The organism is Nocardia sp. CNY236 (genome assembly GCF_000482385.1).
In the GTDB taxonomy this organism is placed as follows: Bacteria; Actinomycetota; Actinomycetes; order Mycobacteriales; family Mycobacteriaceae; genus Nocardia.
This window is the reverse complement of sequence record NZ_AXVD01000014.1, coordinates 148,766-168,677: the sequence shown is the minus strand read 5'-3', so window position 1 is coordinate 168,677 and position 19,912 is coordinate 148,766. Positions and strand designations below refer to the sequence as shown.

Sequence of the window (19,912 nt, the reverse complement as noted above, 5' to 3'; positions counted from 1 at the left end):
TCACTTGCTCGCGGCCGCGCTCTTGATGTCGCGCCTGGTCTCGAAAGGCGTAGTGGATGTCGCGACCGGCGATTCCCCGATGGCCGCGAGCGCCTCGGCATTGGTCTTGCCATCGCGGCGCGCATCCAGATACTCGGTGAACTTCTCCGGCGCGACCGCCCGAACCTCGAAGTTCATCATCGCGTGGTACGTACCACACATCTCCGCACATCGGCCGACGAACGCGCCTTCTTTCTCGATCTTGGTGATCTGGAAGACGTTGTCGGAATGATTTTCCTTCGGGTTCGGCATCACATCGCGCTTGAACAGGAACTCCGGCACCCAGAAGGCGTGCACCACATCCGCCGCGGCGAGTTGGAACTCGATCACCTTTCCGGTCGGCAACACCAACACCGGGATCTCGTTGCTGGAACCGACCGTTTCGACCTTGTTGTAGTGCAGGAAGGACAACACGTCGTTTTCCGGCTTGCCGTGGACCGGACCCGGCTGCGGGTGACCGTCCTCGCTCTGGCGCTCCTTGTATTGCTCGAGCTGCTCCTCGTTCAGCGCCTCACGCTCGGTATCGATGCCGTCGTATTGGTAGCCGCCGTCCTTGAAGTCGACGTTGCGGTAGCCGAACTTCCAGTTCCACTGGAAAGCGGTTACATCGACCGTGACGTCGGGATCGTCCACCTTTTCGTGCACATAGTTCTGCACGAGGACGGTCGACCAGAACAGACCCACGACGATGAGAACCGGGATGAACGTATAGACCAGCTCGAGCGGCACGTTGTAGCCGGTCTGCTTGGGGAACTCCGGCGAGTCGGGCTTCTTGCGGTGGAAGGTGACCGTCCAGAAGGTCAGGCCCCACACCAGCACGCCGATCGCGAGCGCCGCGATAACCGATCCGGTCCACAGTTCCCGCATGCGCGTGGCCTGCGGCGTAACCCCCGAGGGCCATCCGAATCGCAGCCACTCGTTGTCGATGGAGCAGCCCGAGACGAGCAGCGCGGTGATCCCCAACGATACCGCCAGCCCGGCCCGCCGAAGGATGCGGCCTTGCAGACCCGCTACGGGTCGTGCTCCGATCTCTTCGCTCGCCTTGTGCGCCACGCTCACGCCTTCCTGGTCGCCACACATTCCGACAGTGCACCGTCTGGGCTGCGATGGGCCCCGACGATACGTCCTAAGCTCGTTTCAGAACCCCTCCGGGCCGCCGCGTTCGCGTACGAACCGCCTGAGAGAGACCTGAGTACTACCCTGAGTACTACGCAGCGTAGACCAAACGAACGCCTCGGTTGTCGTCGGGTCGGCTTCGACCCGCCCCCGGCGCGCCCAGATCACCGTCACCAGCGCGTCCAATCCTGCACTGGAGACCCGTCGCCTCGGCGATCGCGGCGCCCGTGTGCGCGGCACACGGGCGCGGGCGTACGGCATACTCGGACACGAGTTTTCATCCCCGCGCGCTCCGTTCGATGGACGCGTACCCACCTATGAGAAACGAGGTTGCCTGCGCCGTGTGTGGACTGCTCGGATTCCTGGCATCGAACAAGGCCGCGCCCGACACGGTGGACCAGGTCTACAACGCGTTGCATTGTGTACGCCACCGCGGACCGGACGAGCGCGGCACCTGGCACGACCAGCACCTGGTCGTCGGCTTCAACCGTCTGTCGATCATCGATATCGAACACTCGCATCAGCCGCTGCGCTGGGGTCCACCCGAGGCCCCCGAGCGCTACGCCCTCACCTTCAACGGTGAGATCTACAACTATGTCGAGTTGCGCGCGCAGATCGAGCAGGCGCACGCCGCCGAGTTCGACGACCAACGAATTTTCCGGACCGAAGGTGACGGCGAAGCGATCGTCGCCGCGTTCCACTACTGGGGGCCAGCAGCCGTGCAGCGGTTGCGCGGCATGTTCGCCTTCGCCATTTGGGACACCGAGACTCGCGAACTGTTCCTCGCTCGCGATCCCTTCGGTATCAAGCCTTTGTTCCTGGCCACCGGTCCCGGCGGAACCGCGTTCGGCAGTGAAAAGAAGAGCCTGCTCGAACTGCTGCCCGCAGTGGGGCTGAACGATTCGTTGGACCCCCGGGCACTCGAGCACTACACGGTTCTGCAGTACGTACCGGAGCCGGAAACGCTGCACCGAGACATCGTCCGGCTCGAATCGGGCAGCTACGCCACGGTACGGCCCGGCGCCGAGCCGGCGACCATCCGCTACTTCACCCCGACGTTCCCAGTGCGTCCCTTCACTCCAGGCTCGGCGGCGAGCCGCTATCGCGAGATCGCGGCCGCCCTCGAGGACTCCGTCGCCAAACACATGCGCGCCGATGTGACGGTCGGCTCGTTCCTGTCCGGCGGGATCGATTCCACCGCGGTCGCAGCGCTGGCCATGCGGCACAACCCGAAGCTGATCACGTTCACCACCGGGTTCGAACGGGCGGGGTACTCCGAGGTCGACGTGGCCGCCGAGAGCGCCGCGGCGATCGGCGCACGGCATGTGGTGAAGGTGGTCTCCCCATCCGAGTTCATCCAAGCGATTCCCGAGATCGTCTGGTATCTCGACGACCCGGTCGCCGACCCGGCACTGGTCCCGCTGTACTTCGTCGCCAAGGAGGCGCGTAAACACGTCAAAGTGGTGCTCTCGGGCGAAGGCGCCGACGAGCTGTTCGGCGGCTATACCATCTACCGAGAGCCGCTGTCGTTGAAGCCGTTCGAAAAATTGCCCCGGCGACTGCGTGCGCTGGCCGGCGCACTGTCGGAGCGGATTCCGGAGGGCACCAGGGGCAAGAGTTTGTTGCATCGCGGTTCACTCACCTTGGAGCAGCGCTACTACGGAAACGCTCGCAGCTTCAGCGACGCCCAGCTGCGCGCGGTCCTGCGCGATTTCCGGCCGGAGTGGACACACCAGGATGTCACGGCACCGCTGTACGACCGCTCGCGCGGCTGGGACCCGGTGACGCGCATGCAGCACCTGGACCTGTTCACCTGGTTGCGGGGCGACATCTTGGTCAAGGCGGACAAAATGACAATGGCCAACTCACTGGAGCTGCGCGTACCGTTCCTGGACGCCGAGGTGTTGGCGGTTGCCGAGCGCCTGCCGTTCGATCAGAAGATCACCAAGGAGACCACGAAATACGCTCTCCGTCAGGCCTTGGGACAGATCGTCCCTCCGCATGTGCTCAACCGTGCCAAGCTGGGTTTCCCGGTCCCGCTTCGGCATTGGCTGCGCGGTACGGAACTGTACGACTGGGCCCAGCAACAGATCGTCGAATCGCGGACCGATCATCTTCTCGACAAGTCCGCGATCAGCGAGATGCTGGTAGCCCACCGGGCCGGTACCTCCGACCACAGCCGCAGGCTGTGGACGCTGCTGATGTTCATGGTGTGGCACGGCATCTTCGTCGAAGATCGGATCAAGCCCGACATCCAGGAACCCGTATACCCAGTTTCGCTGTAGCTGTGCGGCCGACCCCAGGTCGGCCGCACAGATCGGCTCAGAGCAACAGCTTGACCTCGGCGGCGGCCTCTGGCCCATAGGCCTCGGTCAGCCGCTGCAACGCCGCTTCCTTGTTCAACGTCCACTCCTGGGTGCCTGTCGTCTCCAGAACGAGCACCGCGATCAGCGAACCGAGTTGCGCCGACCGCGTCAAACTCAATCCGCCGGTATGGCCGGTGAGGAAGCCTGCGCGAAAAGCGTCACCGACACCAGTGGGTTCCACCTTCTGTGTCTCGGGGACCACCCCGACGGTCACCTCCGTGCCATCGGCATCGACGATCTGTACCCCGTCCGCACCCAGTGTGGTGACCCGAACGCCGACCTTCTGGGCGATCTCTTCCTCACTCAGACCGGTCTTCTGTAGCAACAGTGCCCATTCGTACTTGTTCGTGAAGAGGTAGGCGGCACCCTCGATCAACTGCACACATTGGTCACCGTCGAGACGCACGAGTTGCTGTGAAGGGTCCGCCGCGAACGGAATGCCCAACTCCCGGCACTCGGCAGTATGACGCAGCATCGCCTCGGGGTCGTTGGCGCCGATGAGCACCAGATCGAACGGGTGCGTTTCGGTCAGTTCGCATATCGAAATGTCTCGGGCTTCGACCATCGCGCCCGGATAGAAGGAGGCGATCTGTGCCATGTCGTCATCGGTGGTGCAGACGAACCGTGCGGTGTGTGCACTCTCGGAGACCAGCACCGCGGAGCAGTCGACTCCGTGCGACTCCAGCCATGCGCGGTAGTCGGCGAAATCGGCGCCGACGGCTCCGATCAACAGGGGCGCTTGATCGAGCAGACCCATCGCATAGCTGATGTTTCCACCGACACCACCCCGACGGACCTGCAGATCATCGACGAGGAAGCTCAGGGATACGTGATCGAGTTGATCGGCCAACAGCACATCGGCGAACCGGCCAGGGAAACGCATGAGGTGGTCGGTCGCGATCGAGGCGGAAATGGCGAGAGACACGTAACTGAGCCCTTCAACTGTAGGCGGCGGGCGGTGTGGGCCGGACCACGACCCCGATCTCACCGTAGCAATCTCGGCCCGAGAATCACTACGAAGTGTGCAGCCGCAACGGCCCCGTGCCCCGGCCGAAGGCCCGAGTCGGTTGGCCGGAAGCTCGAGTCAGTTGAAGGAATCACCGCACGCGCACGACCCCGTGGCATTCGGGTTGTCGATGGTGAAGCCCTGCTTTTCGATGGTGTCGACGAAGTCGATCGAGGCGCCCTGCACGTAGGGCGCACTCATCCGGTCGACGGCCAATGTCACGCCACCGAAGTCACCGGTCAGATCACCATCCAACGTGCGATCGTCGAAGAACAGCTGGTAGCGCAAGCCGGCACAGCCGCCCGGCTGTACTGCGATGCGCAGGGCCAAGTCGTCACGGCCCTCTTGGTCCAGCAGGGCCTTCGCCTTCGTGGCGGCAGCATCGGTCAGAGTCACACCGTGGGTGGCGGTCTCGTTCTGCACAGTCATGAACTCTCCTCCAGGAAGCCGTGGTCGACCCGTGAACCGGGCACGCGCCCGTGTCGATCAACACCACTCGGTGGGCCGCTATTCCCCATCTTGCCACCACCGGACCTCTGTGGGTATCCGGCATGCGCGACCTGCAACGTGGCGGGCGAACCGGACCGCGTTTCCCGGCCTATGGTGCATCGAATAGCCTGGTCGGTGTGAAGTTGTTCCGTCGCGGCGAGTCCAGTAGCACCGACGCGGCCGCCGAATCGACGGTGGCCACCGACGGTGGCTCGGCCGCAAACGCCCGCGCCACGGCGCCGACCGCCACCGCAGGTAAGGGGCGTCCCACCCCCAAACGCCGTGACGCGCAAGGCAAACGCCGCGGACCGGTGGCGCCTGCACCGATGACCGCCAAAGAAGCCCGAGCCCGGCGGCGGGCCGCACGTGGCAACAGACAGGATCGCAAGACGGCCGCGGCCGAGCGGCGCGCCGAGGCACAAGAGCGGCGCGCCCGCATGCTCGCCGGTGAAGACAAGTATCTGTTGCCGCGCGACAAGGGGCCGTTGCGCGCCTTCGTCCGCGACATCGTGGATGCACGACGCAATCTGGTCGGTCTGTTCATGCCGATGGCATTGGTGGTGATCCTGGTGTCGTTCGCCATGCCCGGGCTGCAGATCATCGCCACGCTGGTGATGCTGGTGATGCTGGTGTTCATGATCATCGAGGGCGTCCTGTTGGGCCGAATCGTGAACAACCGGGTCAGGGAACGATTCCCCGACACCACCGACACGGGGTACCGGCTGGGGTGGTATGCCTTCGTCCGCGCCTCGCAGATCCGGAAGATGCGGGCTCCCAAGCCACGAGTCGGCCCCGGCGACGCAGTCTGAATCCCTGGGGTGAGCTGCGAATGCTCCGGGCCGAGAGCACTCATGGCAGCAAGTGTCATCCACGCAATTTGCCGCCAATAATGTCATCGAGGCCGGTGTTCGCAAAAATTCGGCCAGTAGACTGGCTCCATGGTGTCGAAGGTCGCGGTGGTGCTGTCCGAGCGAATGGCCATGTTCGAATTCGGGGTCGTCTGTGAGGTTTTCGGCCTCGACCGCACCGCCGACGGACTGCCTGGATTCGACTTCCGGGTGTGCGGCGCCGAGCCAGGCGTCCCGTTGCGGACCACCAGCCCGGGAATCACGGTGACACCGGAGCATGGGCTCGCCGAGCTGACCCGGGCAGATCTGGTCGCCATTCCCGCGGCCGCGACCGACGGCGAATTCGATCCGCGGGTCGTCGCCGCCGTTCGTGCCGCCGCGGCGGACGCCACTGTGCTCACGGTCTGCTCCGGAGCGTTCCTCGCCGGCGAGGCGGGGCTACTCGACGGGCGCATGTGCACCACCCACTGGCGCTACGTGGCCGAACTCGCCGCCGCCTATCCGGAGGCGACCGTCGATCCGGACGTCTTGTTCGTCGACGAAGGTGACCTGATCACCAGCGCGGGAACCGCGGCGGGCATCGACGCCTGTCTGCACTTCGTTCGACGCGAACTCGGCCCCGCGGTCGCCAACGCGATCGCCCGGCGAATGGTGGTACCGCCACAACGTGACGGCGGGCAGCGGCAATTCATCGAACGTCCCGTGGTCGCCTGCGCCTCCGACAGCCTCCTGCCGATCCTGGAGTGGATGACCGACCATCTCGATCGCCCGCACACCATCGAGGAACTGGCCGCCCGGGCGACCATGTCCACCCGGACCTTCGCGCGCCGCTTCGCTGCCGAAACCGGAACCACCCCGATGAAATGGCTCACCAACCAGCGCATTCTGTATGCCGAACAACTGCTCGAGGAGACCGACCTCGGGCTCGAACCGATCGCCGCACGTTCGGGCTTCGGCTCCGGCGCGCTCCTGCGCCACCACTTCCAACGTCTGGTGGGCATCGCTCCCACCGAGTACCGTCGCCGCTTCGGCGCCGGACAGGATGCCACCCTGCAGACATCGGTCTGACTCGCGGACGTCGCAGTCCGTATCCCACCCCTGGCACACCTGCCCCGCCGAGGCGACCATCGCCCGACGATGCGACCGTATGCCGGCGCGACGTCGCCAGCGTCAACCGGCCGATTGATACCGTGCATTCGTGCCGCACAGCTCATCGCCCGCCACCCACCGCCGCACTCTCGTCCTCGGTGGCGCACGGTCCGGCAAGTCGGCGTTCGCAGAGGAACTGGCCGCCCGCGACGGCGGCGCCGTGCGATACGTGGCCACCGCGATACCCGACCCGGACGACCATGATTTCACAGCGCGAATCACCGAGCACCGCGACCGCCGACCGGTCGAATGGTCGACCATCGAAAGCGCCGATCTCGCGACTGTTCTCATCGAGTCACCGCAACCGCCGAACGAACCGGCCCTCACATTGGTCGACGACATCGGCACCTGGCTGACGGCGCGTCTCGACGCGCGCGAGGCATGGCAGGCGCCGCGTGGAACCATCGGCACGGATACCGACGCTCTGGTCGCAGCGGTCGGCGCCTACTGCGGCCCGCTGGTGATCGTGACGTCCGAAGTCGGCATGGGCGTCGTTCCCGCCACACGGTCGGGCCGCTTGTTCCGCGACGAGATAGGGCTGCTCAATCAGCGGCTGGCTCGAGTCTGCGACGAAGCCATCCTCGTTGTGGCCGGTTTGCCACAACGACTGAAGTAGCCGGGCCGACAGCGGGGCGCAACGGTGGCAAGATGAGACGGCGGCACCGTGCGGCGGCAGCACGATGGGACGAGCGAAAGCCGCCGTGCGACGACGTCGTCGGTTCCGTCGATACCGGAAAGGCTCGAGAGTGACGCACGAATTCGGACCAGTGGCGCCGCCGGACGCACAGCTTCGCGCTGCGGCCGAGCAGCGGCAGAGGCAACTGACCAAACCTGGTGGATCGCTGGGTCGATTGGAGCAACTCGGGAACTGGGTCACCGCCTGCCAGGGCGTATGCCCACCCAAACAGTTCGAACGCGCCCGAGTGGTGGTATTCGCCGGGGACCATGGTGTCGCACACCGCGGAGTGTCCGCATACCCGAGCGCGGTCACCGCACAGATGGTCGCCAACTTTCTCGATGGCGGTGCCGCGGTGAACGCGCTTGCCGCTGTCGCCGGTGCGACCGTGCGCGTGGCCGACATCTCCGTCGATGCCGACACCGACCCACAGGTGTCCAAGCACAAGGTGCGACGCTCCAGCGGGGCGATCGATCGCGAAGACGCGCTGACCGCCGCGGAGGTGCACGCCGCGCTCGACGCCGGCCGCGCGATCGCGGACGAGGAAATCGACGCCGGCGCCGATCTGTTGATCGCCGGTGATATGGGGATCGGTAACACCACACCCGCTGCCGTGCTCGTCGCGACCCTGACCAATACCGAGCCGGTCGCCGCCGTCGGCCGCGGCACCGGCATCGACGACGCGGGATGGGTGCGCAAGGTGGCCGCCATTCGAGACGCGATGTATCGCGCCCGCCCGGTGGTGAAGGACCCGGTCGAACTTCTCCGAGTCGCGGCCGGCGCCGACTTCGCTGCCGCGGCCGCGTTTCTGGCCCAGGCCGCCGCCCGCCGCACCCCGGTCATCTTGGATGGCGTGATCGTCACAGCAGCGGCGATGATCGCCGAGGATCTCGCGCAGGGCGCCAGCGCGTGGTGGTTGGCCGGTCACCGGTCGACCGAGCCAGCGCACGCCCTGGCACTGCGCCATCTACGCCTGGAACCATTGATCGACCTCGACCTGCGACTCGGCGAAGGCTCCGGCGCTCTCGCCGCACTACCCTTGCTTCGCTCGGCCGTGGCCACACTCACCGAGATGTCGACTTTCGCCGAAGCCGGCGTCAGTACCGTCGACGCCACACCGGCGGACCCGGCGCCGGAAACAGCCGACCCCGTGCCCGATTTGCGCAAGTGATCCGGACGCGCGCTGACCGGCTCGGCCTCCGCGATCCGGCCGCAGCGCTGACGGCCACCCCTCGAGGTCCCGGATGACCGGGATTCGGCTGGCGCTCTCGTGGCTGACGGTCCTGCCGGTCCACGGGCCGGCGCGCATCGACCGGAAGACCGCAGGTCGGGCGATCCAGTGGGCACCGGTGGTCGGCGCCCTGCTGGGCGCGTGGGCGACGGGTCTGCTGTGGCTACTCACCTGGGCGGGCGCGAGCCCTGGCGTGGCCGGGCTCTTGGTTGTCGGGGCATTGGCGTTGGCCACCAGAGGAATGCACCTCGATGGCCTGGCCGACACACTCGATGGACTCGGCAGCTACGGACCACCCGAGCACGCGCGCCGCATCATGAAGAGTGGCGCGGCCGGACCGTTCGGTGTCACGGGAATCGTATTCGCCGTAGGAGTGCAGGCCCTGGCGTTCGCCTCCTTGGCCGACTCGGGCCGGTGGCTCGCCGTGGCGCTCGCCGTGACGACCGGTCGGGTCGCCGCTGTGCTCGCCTGCCGGGGGATCGCCGCGGCCCCCGATACCGGGTTCGGTGTTCTGGTCGCGAACACCCAATCGGCACGCGGTGCGGCACTCTGGTCGATGGCGGCCGCCGCCGTGGCGGTCCTCGCCGTGCTCGACCGACCGTGGCTGGGTCCGGCTGCCATAGCTGCGGCACTCGTCGCCTCGGCGGTCCTGGTCCGCCACTGCGCACGCCGTTTCGGTGGACTCACCGGCGACGTTCTGGGCGCAGCGGTGGAAACCGCGGTGGGCACGACCGCAGTCGTCTTGTCGCTGTGCGACCACGTGTAGCGGGATTCACTGCTGCGTTGCGGGCACGTGGTGGCCGCGCGCGAGTCGCGCCGGTCGCGCAATAGGGTGGGCGGTATGTCTGAGCGCCTGTATTTCCGTCAACTGTTGTCGGGCCGCGACTACGCTGTGGGCGATCCGATCGCGACGCAGATGCGCAACTTCGCCTATCTGATCGGCGATCGGGAGACCGGCGAATGCGTCGTGGTCGATCCGGCGTACGCCGCGAGCGAACTGCTGGAGATCGCACAGCACGACGGCCTGCGGCTGTGTGGCGTACTCGCTACCCATCATCACCCCGACCACGTCGGTGGCACGATGCTCGGTTTCACCCTGCGAGGTGTACGCGAACTGTTGGAAAAGACAGATGTCCCGGTACATGTCAACACCATCGAGCTGCCCTGGGTGGCCAGCGTCACCGAGATCGGCGCCAGCGAGCTGACCGGGCACGAACACGGCGACACAGTCACCGTCGGCGCGTTCGACATCGAGCTGCTGCATACCCCCGGACACACCCCGGGCAGTCAGTGTTTCCTGTTCGACAACCGATTGATCGCCGGCGACACCCTGTTCGTCGACGGGTGCGGGCGCACCGACTTCCCCGGCGGCAATTCCGACGACATGTTCCGTAGCCTGCGCTACCTGGCCGGGCTACCCGGCGACCTGGTGGTCTATCCCGGCCACTGGTACTCCCAAGAACCCAGCGCGGCACTGTCGAGCATCCGGGACCAGAACTACGTCATGCGCCCACAAACCTTGCAGCAGTGGCACATGCTCATGCCGAGCTGACACTGCCTCGTTCCCGGCATCGGCCGGGGACGAGGCCTGCGCGGGCTCACATACGACGCATCCACCCGTGGATATCGGCGAAGGTGCCGCGTTGAATTCCGGTGAGCGTGTCGCGCAGGGCCATGGTGACCTCTCCCGGTTCGCCGCCACCGATGGTGAATTCGCCCGCCTCGGACCGGACCCAGCCGACCGGGGTGATCACCGCAGCAGTTCCACAACCGAAAACCTCGGTGATCTCGCCGGATTCGACACCCGTACGCCATTCCTCCACCGAGATCTTGCGCTCCTCGACCGGGAAACCGGAGTCGACGGCAAGGGAAAGCAACGAATCTCTGGTGATGCCCGGCAGCAGGGACCCGGACAGTTCCGGGGTGACCAGACGGGCTTCGGAACCGGACCCGAAGACGAAGAACAGATTGTTGGTGCCCATCTCCTCGACGTAGCGGCGCTCGCAGGCATCCAGCCAGACCACCTGATCACACTGCTCGCGGGAGGCCTCGGCCTGCGCCAACAGCGAGGCCGCGTAGTTGCCCGCCACCTTGGCTTCGCCGGTACCGCCGGGCGCAGCGCGGGTGTATTCGGTGGACAGCCAGACCCGCACCGGTTTCACACCACGCGGGAAGTACGCACCCGCAGGAGATCCCAGCAACAGGTAGGTGTAGGACATCGCGGGCCGCACACCCAGGCCTACCTCGGTAGCGAACATGAACGGACGCAGGTAGAGCGAATCCTCCCCACCCGCCGCAGGCACCCAGTCCCGATCGACATCGAGCAGTCGACGCACCGACTCGATGAACAATTCGTCCGGCAGTTCGGGCATCGCCATCCGTCGCGCCGACCGGCGAAACCGCGCGGCATTGGCGTCGATACGAAAGCAGGAGACGCTGCCGTCGTTCTGGCGGTAGGCCTTGAGGCCTTCGAAGATAACCTGGCCATAGTGGAACACCATCGTCGCGGGATCCAACGTCAACGACGCGTACGGCTGCACCGTGGCATTCGTCCAGGCGCCGTCGACGTAGTCGATCGAGACCATATGGTCGGTGAAGTGCCGTCCGAAACCCGGCGCCGCCAGAACATCGTGTCGCCGCTGCGCCGAAGTGGGCGCGGGGTGCGAAATATAGCTGAACTGAGCGGCAACGGTCATGCCGACGATCCTATCCACATCGATTGCGGCCATCCGCCCGCGGTGGACGCGACGCCGCTGCTGGCGGTGTACCGGGTGCAGGGCGGTCGAGCGGTCCGCGAACGCGGAAGACCTCCCACGAGACGCACCCGGCTACTTGGTGCTCGGCCGAACGAACGGAGGACGCAAGACCTCGCAACGAAGTCGTCGACCACGTACCTCCACCTCGACGTCGGCACCCGGCTCGATACCGGCCGCGGTGTCCAACAGTGCCAGCGCGATCCCGACCTCGAGGGTCGGCGAGAAGGTGCCGGAGGTGATTTCACCGATGTGCGCACCGGCATGGAACACTGCTTGCCCGGCACGGAGCACGCCACGATCGAGCGCTTTGAGTCCCAGCAGGATTCGGCGGAGTCCGGTCGACTTCTCCTGTTCCAGCGCGGTTTTGCCCCAGAAGTTCGGCTTCTTCCAACCGACCGCCCAGCCGCAGCGCGCCTGTAGCGGCGAGATGTCCACGGACAATTCGTGTCCGTGGAGTGGATAGCCCATCTCGGTGCGCAGGGTGTCGCGAGCACCCAGCCCGGCGACTCGACCGTCGGCAGCCTGCACACTCTCGACCAAAGCGCGAAACAGCGGCTCGGCATCGCCCCACCGGGGCAGCAGCTCGTAGCCATGCTCGCCGGTGTAGCCGGTGCGGCAAACCCGCACCGGGTTGCCCTGCCACTCGGCGTCGGTGTAGGCCATGTATTCCAGGTCCGTGGGCAGGCCCAGCGCGGTCAGTGTCTCGGTCGAGCGCGGCCCCTGCACGGCGAACACCGCGTGGTCGCGATGTTCGTCGGCGACAACCACTCCCTCGGGCGCGACCTTGCGCAGTTCCGTGACGACCGTCGCGGTATTGGCGGCGTTCGGAACCAAAAAGATCTCCTCGTCGCTCACATAGTAGGCGATGAGGTCGTCGAGCACGCCGCCATCGGGCGTGCAGCACAATGTGTATTGCGCCTTGCCCGGACGAATACGGGCGAGATCGTTGGTGAGCGCCGAGTTCACGAACGCCGCGGCTCCTGGCCCACGCACAGTGGCCTTGCCCAGGTGACTGACGTCGAATAGGCCGACCGTTGTGCGCACGGCACGATGCTCGGCCAGAGTCCCCGCGTAGGAGACCGGCATCTCCCAACCACTGAACGGCGCGAAGGCGGCACCCAGCTCCGCGTGCACGGCATGAATGGGTCCTCGCAACAGACTCGTCTCGGTCACCGATCGAGCTTATCCGGACCTGTACCCGCCCGCGGCAGCTCGGTCCGCGTCGGCCGCCTCGTTCTGTGCGCGGGCACGGTTCACCCAGAGGGTTCGGCGGCGAGTCCTCGTCCCGGCCGGTGGGGATCTGCAAACATCGCGGCGCAATCGCTGCACGACGTCGCGGTACACGCCTCGGATGCGACCGAATAGCCTGGGCCGATGACCGCAATTGCAGATCGCTCGCTCGGACCCGAACTGGCATGCACCGAAACCATCGGTGCGGACACCGATGTGCTCGTTGTCGGAGTGGCCGCCTCCGAGGATGGTCCCACCCTCGTGCCCGAGGACCTGTTCGGCACCGTACTCACCGCAGAGGTCCGTACGGACCTGCTCGACCAGCTCGGCGCGGTGGGCGCTCGGGGCAAGGCCGAAGAAGTGCGGCGAATCCCGGCCCCGGCCGGGTTGGACGACGTGTCCAGCGTGCTGGCCGTGGGTCTGGGCACCCTCGACGACCTCGACGCCGAGCAGATCCGCCGCTCGGCGGGGGTGGCTGCGCGCGCATTGACCGGCGCCGCGCGCGTGGTCACCACCTTGTCCGGACTCGACCTCGCCGCCACGGCCGAGGGCTTCTACCTGGGCGCCTATTCGTTCACCTCGTTCCGGTCGAGCAAGTCCGCACCCAAACCCGACGAACTCCCCATCGCCCGAGTCGATTTACTGGTACCCGAGCCAGGGTTCGGCGAGGAAGCGCTGTCCCGGGCGAGGCTGACCGCCGAAGCGGTGGCCACCGCGCGGGACTTCGTGAATACCCCGCCCAGTCATCTGTTCCCCGCCGAGTTCGCATCCCGGGCACAAGAGCTCGCCGAGGCGGCGGGTCTCACCGTCGAAGTACTCGATGAAAAGGCGCTCGAGGCCGCCGGCTACGGCGGCGTGCTCGGGGTCGGCAAGGGCTCGTCCCGCCCGCCCCGGCTGATCCGGATCAGCTATCAGGGCGGGCCGAAGAAGGTCGCGCTGGTCGGCAAGGGCATCACCTTCGACACCGGCGGCATCTCCATCAAGCCGGCGCAGAACATGGAGAACATGACTTCCGATATGGCAGGAGCCGCGGCGGTGATCGCCACGACGCTGCTCGCGGCTCGGCTGAGCCTGCCGCTCACCGTCACCGCCACGGTCCCGATGGCAGAGAACATGCCCTCGGCCACCGCTCAGCGCCCCGGTGACGTACTCACCCAATACGGCGGCACCACCGTCGAAGTGATCAACACCGATGCCGAAGGCCGCCTGATCCTGGCCGACGCCATGGTGCGGGCGGGCGAGGACGAGCCGGACTACCTCATCGACGTGGCCACGCTGACCGGCGCACAGATGTCTGCTCTGGGCACGCGCACGCCAGGGGTGATGGGTACCGAGGAGTTCCGCGACCGGGTCGCTCGGATCTCCCGGGAGGTCGGCGAGAACGGTTGGGCCATGCCACTTCCCAGCGAACTGCGAGCCGACCTGAACTCCAAGGTCGCCGACCTGGCCAACGTAGCGCCACATCGGTGGGGCGGCATGCTCTCGGCGGCATTGTTCCTGCGAGAATTCGTGCCCGAGAACGTGCAGTGGGCACACCTCGATGTCGCGGGCCCGGCATTCAACACCGGTGGCCCATTCGGCTATATCGGCAAGGGCGGCACCGGTGTCCCGGTGCGCACGCTGATCGCCGTCCTCGACGCCATCGCCACCGAGTGACGCCCCCGGGCGGCACGACCACCACCACCGAGTGACGCCCCCGGGCGGCACGACCACCACCACCGAGTGACGCCCCCGGGCGGCACGACCACCACCACCGAGTGACGGCCCCTGGGGCGGCACGACCACCGCGACAACGTCATCCCCGGGGCCGCACGGCGAGCAGTGCCCCGGGTTACAAGTCGCGCAAGTCTTGTTCGAATGCGCGACGCTGTTCTATGCGCTTGCGCGCGTCGTAATCGCGCATCCGCTGCGGGTACCCGGTCTTGTGCACGTCATAGACGGGAATACGCAAGTCCTTGGCCAACCGTTGCGCACCCCGTTCGCCAACGATCCGACGGGTCCATTCCCCGTCGGCGGCGATCAACACTACCGTGACATCTGTCACGGTAGTCTTCGGTTCGATATAACCCTCGACGCCCACGTGCGTACGCACCCACTCGCTCAGATAGCGAGCGACCTGCTTATCCGGCGAACCTCCATGTAGAGCGCCGACGCCACGGGTCGCGCCGCCACGGAAACGATCCAGCAATCCCAATGACGCCGACCTCCTTATCCCACACCGGAGAACGTTCACCACCGGTCTTTCCATAGTGCCAGCTCCGCGTTGTTCACTGCCCTGTGCTACACGACGGCCGGGCGAGTGCAAGGATGGACCACGGTACAAGAACCGCACGGATCTCCGGTGCCACGGACAATGATCAGTGGATTCCGGACGAGCGTCGCGACCGCGGCGGGCGTCCGCAGCGAGATCAACTGTTGTAGAACCCGTCGAGCAGTCAGAGGAGTCAACGGACATGGCCTTCTCCGTCCAGATGCCCGCTCTTGGTGAGAGCGTCACCGAGGGAACGGTGACCAGGTGGCTGAAGCAGGAAGGAGACATCGTAGAGGTCGACGAGCCGCTGCTCGAAGTCTCCACCGACAAGGTCGACACCGAAATCCCGTCGCCAGTGGCGGGTGTGCTGTCGAAGATCGTGGCTGCGGAAGACGATGTCATCGAGGTCGGTGGCGAGCTCGGCGTCATCGACGAGCCCGGAACGGTTGCCGCTTCCGCGCCGGCACCGGCGCCGGCAGCCGCTGTCCCCGCCCCCGAGCCGGAGGTCGTCGCGGCGCCGGCTGCGTCCGCACCACCGCCGGCCGCACAGGCCGCTCCGGTGGCGGCGGGCACTGCGGTGAACATGCCGGAGCTGGGCGAGTCGGTCACCGAAGGCACTGTCACCCGCTGGCTGAAGTCGGTCGGTGACCCGGTCGCACTCGACGAGCCACTGCTCGAGGTCTCCACCGACAAGGTCGACACGGAAATCCCGTCACCGGTTGCGGGCACCCTTCTCGGAATCACCGCGCAGGAAGACGACATCGTGCCGGTTGGCGGGCAACTCGGCGTGGTCGGTACCGCTTCCCCTGCAGCTGTCGCGCCGACACCTCCCCCGGCTCCGACTCCCGCGCCTCCTCCCGCTCCGGCCGCTGTTCCCACGCCTCCTCCCGCTCCAGCCGCTGCGGCAGCTTCGGCTCCGACTGTTCCCGCCCCCGCTGCTTCTGCCGCGGCCGAGTCGTCCAATGGTGCGACCCCGTACGTCACTCCGCTGGTCCGCAAGCTCGCCGAGGAGAACGGCGTCGATTTGACTGCGGTCACCGGGTCCGGCGTCGGCGGACGCATTCGTAAGCAAGACGTGCTCGCTGCTGCCGAAGCCAAGAAGGCTCCTGCACCGGCGCCAGCGCCGACCCAAGCGCCCTCCACACCCAGTGCTGCCCGCCCCCACTTGGCCCACCTGCGCGGTACTGTCCAGAAGGCCAACCGAATCCGGCAGATCACCGCGACCAAGACGCACGAATCGTTGCAGACCACCGCGCAACTCACTCAAGTGCACGAAGTCGACGTCACCAAGATCGCGGCGCTGCGCAGTCAGGCCAAGGCGGCGTTCAGCGAACGCGAGGGAGTCAAGCTGACCTTCCTGCCGTTCTTCGCGAAGGCGGTCGTCGAGGCGCTGGGAGTGCACCCGAACGTCAACGCCAGCTACGACGAGGCCACCAAGGAGATCACCTACCACGCGTCGGTACACCTCGGCATCGCCGTGGACACCGAGCAGGGATTGCTGTCTCCGGTGATCCACAACGCCAGCGATCTGTCGCTCACCGGCTTGGCGCGTGCTATCGCCGATATCGCCGATCGCGCGCGCAACGGCGGCCTCAAACCGGACGAGCTGGCCGGCGGCACGTTCACGATCACCAATATCGGCAGCGAAGGCGCCCTCCTGGACACCCCGATTCTGCTGCCCCCACAGGCGGCGATGCTCGGAACGGGCGCGATCGTCAAACGGCCGGTCGTGGTGACCGACGAAACCGGGAACGAGTCGATCGGCGTTCGGTCGATGTGCTATCTGCCACTCACCTACGACCACCGCCTGATCGATGGCGCGGATGCGGGCCGCTTCCTGACCACGATCCGCCACCGGCTCGAAGAGGCGGCATTCGAGGCAGATCTCGGCTTGTGAGGAAGGTGCCGCGGCGCATATGAAGGTCGTGATCGCCGGCTCGTCCGGGTTGATCGGGACGGCGCTTGTCGAGGCTTTGCGCCACGACGGGCACGAAGTCACTCGGCTGGTGCGTCGAAAGGCGACCCGGCCTGACGAATTCGCCTGGTATCCCGCCCGCGCCCATGTGGACGAGCGGGCACTGCACGGTGCCGATGCCCTGGTCAACCTCTGCGGCGCCAACGTCGGGCGCCGCCGGTGGACCGGCAGCTTCAAGCAGGAGTTGCGCGACAGCCGGATCACTCCCACCGACGTGTTGGCCAGCACGGTCGCTGCAGCGAACGTACCGGTACTGCTCAATGCCAGCGGCGTGCACTACTACGGCGGAGACACCGACGACCGGGTCGTCGACGAAACCTCGCCGGCGGGTTCGAGCTTCCTCGCTACCCTGTGCCGCGATTGGGAGGCTGCGACCGCGCCCGCGACCGAGGCAGGGGTACGCACCGTGCTCTTGCGCAGCGCCGCTGTCGTGTCGCGCGCTGGTGGCCTGCTCGCCGCCCTGCAGCCGTTGTATTCGGTCGGGTTGGGCGGACGACTGGGCAACGGCCGCCAGTATTTGCCGTGGATTTCGATGGCAGACGAGATCGGGGCAATACTGTTCGCACTCACCCACGACAGCATCTCCGGCCCGATCAATCTCGTCGGACCGGCGCCGGTGACCAACGCCGAGTTCAGTCGCGCGCTGGGGCGAGCGCTGCATCGCCCCACACCCTTCGTGGTGCCTGCGGTCGCGTTGCGCGTGCTGGCCGGCGAAATCGCGCAAGAGGCGATGTTGTCGGGCCCCAGGGCGATTCCTACAGCACTGGAGGCGGCCGGGTACCGGTTCCAGCACCCAACCATCGGGGCCGCGCTGACGGCGGCCGTGGCCCGCACCACTCGCTGAAGACCGACCCGTGATCCGCTGCTCACGAGCCGGGCGGGCGGCGGTCGCCATTTCGGGGTGATGGATCGGGTCGTGTCGGTGGGCGTAGCGTCGTGATTGTGAACAACACGCGCACGACCTCGTCCGCTCGATTCGATACTGCCCCGGTGGTAGTCGAAGATCTGGGGCTCATCGACTACCACGCGGCGTGGAACCTGCAGCGCACCATCGCTGCTGCGCGAGCCGAAGGCGATGGAGCCGATCACCTGCTGCTGCTCGAACATCCCGCGGTGTTCACCGCGGGCCGGCGAACCGACGCCGCGGACCTGCCGGTCGACGGCAGCCCGGTAGTACACGTGGACCGCGGCGGCAAGATCACCTGGCACGGCCCGGGGCAGCTGGTGGGGTATCCGATCGTGCGACTGGCCGAACCGATCGACGTCCTCGACTATGTGCGTCGCCTCGAAGAAGCGCTGATCACGGTGTGCTTGGGCCTCGGCCTCGACTGCGGGCGAGTCGAGGGCCGTTCGGGTGTCTGGTTACCCGCGACCGACATCGACCCCGAGCGCAAGATCGCCGCGATCGGCGTACGCGTGCAACGCGGCGTCGCCCTACACGGCATTTCGATCAACTGCGATTCCGCGATGGACGGCTTCCAAGCCATCGTCCCGTGCGGCATTCACGATGCGGGTGTGACCACAATGACTCGCGAACTCGGACGCCACGTGACAGTGTCCGAGATCAAGCCGCTGGTCGCCGATGCCATCGTTCGAGCGCTCGACGGCGATCTCGTGGTCACCGAGCGGGTCGCCTCACATCCCGCGGCCACGGGCAGCGCTCGACCCCGCTCGACCGCCACGGTCCGCTCCACCGCCACGGCGTAGAGTCGAGCACGTGACCTCAGTCGACACCCCGACGCCCCACAACGCGCCAGTACCCCACGGCCGCAAACTCCTCCGCATCGAAGCGCGCAATGCGCAAACTCCGATCGAGCGCAAGCCGAGGTGGATCCGCACCCGCGCCACAATGGGGCCCGAATACTCCGAGCTGAAGGGGTTGGTGAAACGCGAAGGCTTGCACACCGTCTGCGAGGAGGCAGGCTGCCCCAACATTTTCGAATGTTGGGAAGACCGTGAGGCCACCTTCCTGATCGGCGGCGAGCAGTGCACGCGCCGTTGCGATTTCTGCCAGATCGACACCGGCAAGCCCGCCGCGCTCGACCGCGACGAGCCGCGCCGAGTCGCAGAAAGCGTGCAGGCCATGGGCTTGCGCTACTCCACCATTACAGGTGTCGCCCGCGACGATCTCGCCGACGGCGGCGCCTGGCTGTACGCCGAAACGGTCCGCGCTATCAAGCGTTCCAATCCGAACACCGGCGTCGAACTGCTCATCCCGGACTTCAACGCCGACCCCGATCAGCTCGCCGAGGTCTTCGCCTCCCGCCCGGAAGTGCTGGCGCACAATCTCGAGACGGTGCCGCGGGTGTTCAAACGCATCCGCCCCGCATTCCGCTACGAGCGCTCCCTGGCGGTGCTCACCGCTGCCCGCGACGCGGGCTTGGTCACCAAATCCAACCTCATCCTAGGCATGGGCGAAACTCCTGAGGAAGTCACTCGGGCCATGCGTGACCTGCACGAGGCCGGGTGCGACATCCTCACCATCACGCAGTATCTTCGCCCCTCGCCGCGTCATCACCCCGTCGATCGCTGGGTGAAACCGGAGGAGTTCGTCGAACACTCCAGCATGGCGGAGGACATCGGCTTCGCAGGCGTCATGGCGGGTCCGCTGGTTCGTTCCTCGTATCGGGCCGGGCGCCTCTACGCCCAGGCCATGGCGCACCATGGTCGGGAAATACCTTCCGAGATGGCCCATCTCGGCGAGGAAGGCACCGCCTCGCAAGAGGCGAGTTCCGTCCTGGCTCGCTTCGGTTCCTGAGCCGAATCCTCCACCCCTACAC

The 19,912-nt window shown here is 66.5% G+C and carries 18 protein-coding genes; 12 read left to right on the top strand and 6 right to left on the bottom strand.

Annotated elements, in window-relative coordinates; translation table 11 throughout:
- The gene (locus tag K940_RS0110090; RefSeq protein WP_231390307.1) at window positions 1–1,092 is read right to left on the bottom strand and encodes a cytochrome c oxidase subunit II; all 1,092 of its coding nucleotides are present in this window, start codon (window positions 1,090–1,092) and stop codon (window positions 1–3) included.
- Between the two features lie 404 nt (window positions 1,093–1,496).
- Between K940_RS0110090 and asnB the strand changes: the two genes are divergently transcribed.
- Entirely contained in the window at window positions 1,497–3,440 is a 1,944-nt protein-coding gene (gene asnB / locus K940_RS0110085; RefSeq protein ID WP_028477429.1) for an asparagine synthase (glutamine-hydrolyzing), read from the top strand.
- Between the two features lie 37 nt (window positions 3,441–3,477).
- Here the strand turns inward: asnB and K940_RS0110080 are convergent, their stop codons facing one another.
- Together K940_RS0110080 and K940_RS0110075 are read right to left on the bottom strand one after the other, a co-directional pair.
- Window positions 3,478–4,404 carry a carbohydrate kinase family protein gene (locus K940_RS0110080; RefSeq protein ID WP_369797491.1) on the bottom strand — a complete coding sequence of 309 codons (927 nt, stop codon included), beginning with the start codon at window positions 4,402–4,404 and terminating at the stop codon, window positions 3,478–3,480.
- A gap of 201 nt (window positions 4,405–4,605) precedes the next feature.
- The gene (locus tag K940_RS0110075; RefSeq protein ID WP_028477427.1) at window positions 4,606–4,956 is read right to left on the bottom strand and encodes an iron-sulfur cluster assembly accessory protein; all 351 of its coding nucleotides are present in this window, start codon (window positions 4,954–4,956) and stop codon (window positions 4,606–4,608) included.
- Between the two features lie 197 nt (window positions 4,957–5,153).
- Between K940_RS0110075 and K940_RS0110070 the strand changes: the two genes are divergently transcribed.
- The 6 genes from K940_RS0110070 (at window position 5,154) to K940_RS0110045 (ending at window position 10,472) form a co-directional block, all read left to right on the top strand.
- A complete protein-coding gene (locus K940_RS0110070; protein ID WP_028477426.1) occupies window positions 5,154–5,825 on the top strand; it encodes a DUF3043 domain-containing protein in 672 nt (223 codons plus the stop codon).
- A 129-nt stretch (window positions 5,826–5,954) separates the two neighbouring features.
- Complete coding sequence (locus K940_RS0110065) at window positions 5,955–6,932, top strand: helix-turn-helix domain-containing protein (protein ID WP_028477425.1); 978 nt, start codon at window positions 5,955–5,957, stop codon at window positions 6,930–6,932.
- A 130-nt stretch (window positions 6,933–7,062) separates the two neighbouring features.
- Complete coding sequence (gene cobU, locus K940_RS0110060; RefSeq protein WP_028477424.1) at window positions 7,063–7,629, top strand: bifunctional adenosylcobinamide kinase/adenosylcobinamide-phosphate guanylyltransferase; 567 nt, start codon at window positions 7,063–7,065, stop codon at window positions 7,627–7,629.
- Window positions 7,630–7,759: 130 nt separating this feature from the next.
- The gene (gene cobT, locus K940_RS0110055; protein WP_028477423.1) at window positions 7,760–8,860 is read left to right on the top strand and encodes a nicotinate-nucleotide--dimethylbenzimidazole phosphoribosyltransferase; all 1,101 of its coding nucleotides are present in this window, start codon (window positions 7,760–7,762) and stop codon (window positions 8,858–8,860) included.
- A gap of 73 nt (window positions 8,861–8,933) precedes the next feature.
- Window positions 8,934–9,686: an adenosylcobinamide-GDP ribazoletransferase gene (locus K940_RS0110050; protein ID WP_028477422.1), complete on the top strand. Its 753-nt coding sequence runs from the start codon at window positions 8,934–8,936 to the stop codon at window positions 9,684–9,686.
- A 75-nt stretch (window positions 9,687–9,761) separates the two neighbouring features.
- On the top strand, window positions 9,762–10,472 hold the full coding sequence (locus K940_RS0110045) for an MBL fold metallo-hydrolase (protein ID WP_028477421.1): 711 nt from the start codon (window positions 9,762–9,764) through the stop codon (window positions 10,470–10,472).
- A gap of 46 nt (window positions 10,473–10,518) precedes the next feature.
- Here the strand turns inward: K940_RS0110045 and K940_RS0110040 are convergent, their stop codons facing one another.
- Window positions 10,519–11,616 carry a branched-chain amino acid aminotransferase gene (locus K940_RS0110040; protein WP_028477420.1) on the bottom strand — a complete coding sequence of 366 codons (1,098 nt, stop codon included), beginning with the start codon at window positions 11,614–11,616 and terminating at the stop codon, window positions 10,519–10,521.
- A gap of 132 nt (window positions 11,617–11,748) precedes the next feature.
- The gene (gene gcvT / locus K940_RS0110035; protein WP_028477419.1) at window positions 11,749–12,849 is read right to left on the bottom strand and encodes a glycine cleavage system aminomethyltransferase GcvT; all 1,101 of its coding nucleotides are present in this window, start codon (window positions 12,847–12,849) and stop codon (window positions 11,749–11,751) included.
- A 201-nt stretch (window positions 12,850–13,050) separates the two neighbouring features.
- Here gcvT and K940_RS0110030 point away from each other — a divergent pair, with 201 nt between their 5' ends.
- Complete coding sequence (locus tag K940_RS0110030) at window positions 13,051–14,562, top strand: leucyl aminopeptidase (RefSeq protein ID WP_028477418.1); 1,512 nt, start codon at window positions 13,051–13,053, stop codon at window positions 14,560–14,562.
- A 175-nt stretch (window positions 14,563–14,737) separates the two neighbouring features.
- On the opposite strand, the gene K940_RS0110025 is transcribed toward K940_RS0110030, so the two are convergent.
- Window positions 14,738–15,100: a hypothetical protein gene (locus K940_RS0110025; RefSeq protein ID WP_028477417.1), complete on the bottom strand. Its 363-nt coding sequence runs from the start codon at window positions 15,098–15,100 to the stop codon at window positions 14,738–14,740.
- A gap of 259 nt (window positions 15,101–15,359) precedes the next feature.
- Here K940_RS0110025 and sucB point away from each other — a divergent pair, with 259 nt between their 5' ends.
- The 4 genes from sucB to lipA all read left to right on the top strand — a co-directional run bounded on the left by sucB (window position 15,360) and on the right by lipA (window position 19,890).
- The gene (gene sucB, locus K940_RS0110015; protein WP_028477416.1) at window positions 15,360–17,054 is read left to right on the top strand and encodes a 2-oxoglutarate dehydrogenase, E2 component, dihydrolipoamide succinyltransferase; all 1,695 of its coding nucleotides are present in this window, start codon (window positions 15,360–15,362) and stop codon (window positions 17,052–17,054) included.
- A 19-nt stretch (window positions 17,055–17,073) separates the two neighbouring features.
- Window positions 17,074–17,976 carry a TIGR01777 family oxidoreductase gene (locus K940_RS0110010; RefSeq protein WP_028477415.1) on the top strand — a complete coding sequence of 301 codons (903 nt, stop codon included), beginning with the start codon at window positions 17,074–17,076 and terminating at the stop codon, window positions 17,974–17,976.
- 98 nt (window positions 17,977–18,074) lie between these two features.
- A complete protein-coding gene (gene lipB, locus K940_RS0110005) occupies window positions 18,075–18,839 on the top strand; it encodes a lipoyl(octanoyl) transferase LipB (protein WP_028477414.1) in 765 nt (254 codons plus the stop codon).
- Between the two features lie 10 nt (window positions 18,840–18,849).
- Entirely contained in the window at window positions 18,850–19,890 is a 1,041-nt protein-coding gene (gene lipA / locus K940_RS0110000; RefSeq protein WP_028477413.1) for a lipoyl synthase, read from the top strand.
- Window positions 19,891–19,912: the final 22 nt, after the last annotated feature.

What these genes read in the sequence shown, in the direction of transcription:
- K940_RS0110080 (WP_369797491.1), bottom strand. Translation starts at nt 4,404, where the DNA reads ATGCGTTTCCCTGGCCGGTTCGCCGATGTGCTGTTGGCCGATCAACTC.
- K940_RS0110075 (WP_028477427.1), bottom strand. Translation starts at nt 4,956, where the DNA reads ATGACTGTGCAGAACGAGACCGCCACCCACGGTGTGACTCTGACCGAT.
- K940_RS0110065 (WP_028477425.1), top strand. Translation starts at nt 5,955, where the DNA reads ATGGTGTCGAAGGTCGCGGTGGTGCTGTCCGAGCGAATGGCCATGTTC.
- K940_RS0110050 (WP_028477422.1), top strand. Translation starts at nt 8,934, where the DNA reads ATGACCGGGATTCGGCTGGCGCTCTCGTGGCTGACGGTCCTGCCGGTC.
- K940_RS0110045 (WP_028477421.1), top strand. Translation starts at nt 9,762, where the DNA reads ATGTCTGAGCGCCTGTATTTCCGTCAACTGTTGTCGGGCCGCGACTAC.
- K940_RS0110040 (WP_028477420.1), bottom strand. Translation starts at nt 11,616, where the DNA reads ATGACCGTTGCCGCTCAGTTCAGCTATATTTCGCACCCCGCGCCCACT.
- K940_RS0110030 (WP_028477418.1), top strand. Translation starts at nt 13,051, where the DNA reads ATGACCGCAATTGCAGATCGCTCGCTCGGACCCGAACTGGCATGCACC.
- sucB (WP_028477416.1), top strand. Translation starts at nt 15,360, where the DNA reads ATGGCCTTCTCCGTCCAGATGCCCGCTCTTGGTGAGAGCGTCACCGAG.
- K940_RS0110010 (WP_028477415.1), top strand. Translation starts at nt 17,074, where the DNA reads ATGAAGGTCGTGATCGCCGGCTCGTCCGGGTTGATCGGGACGGCGCTT.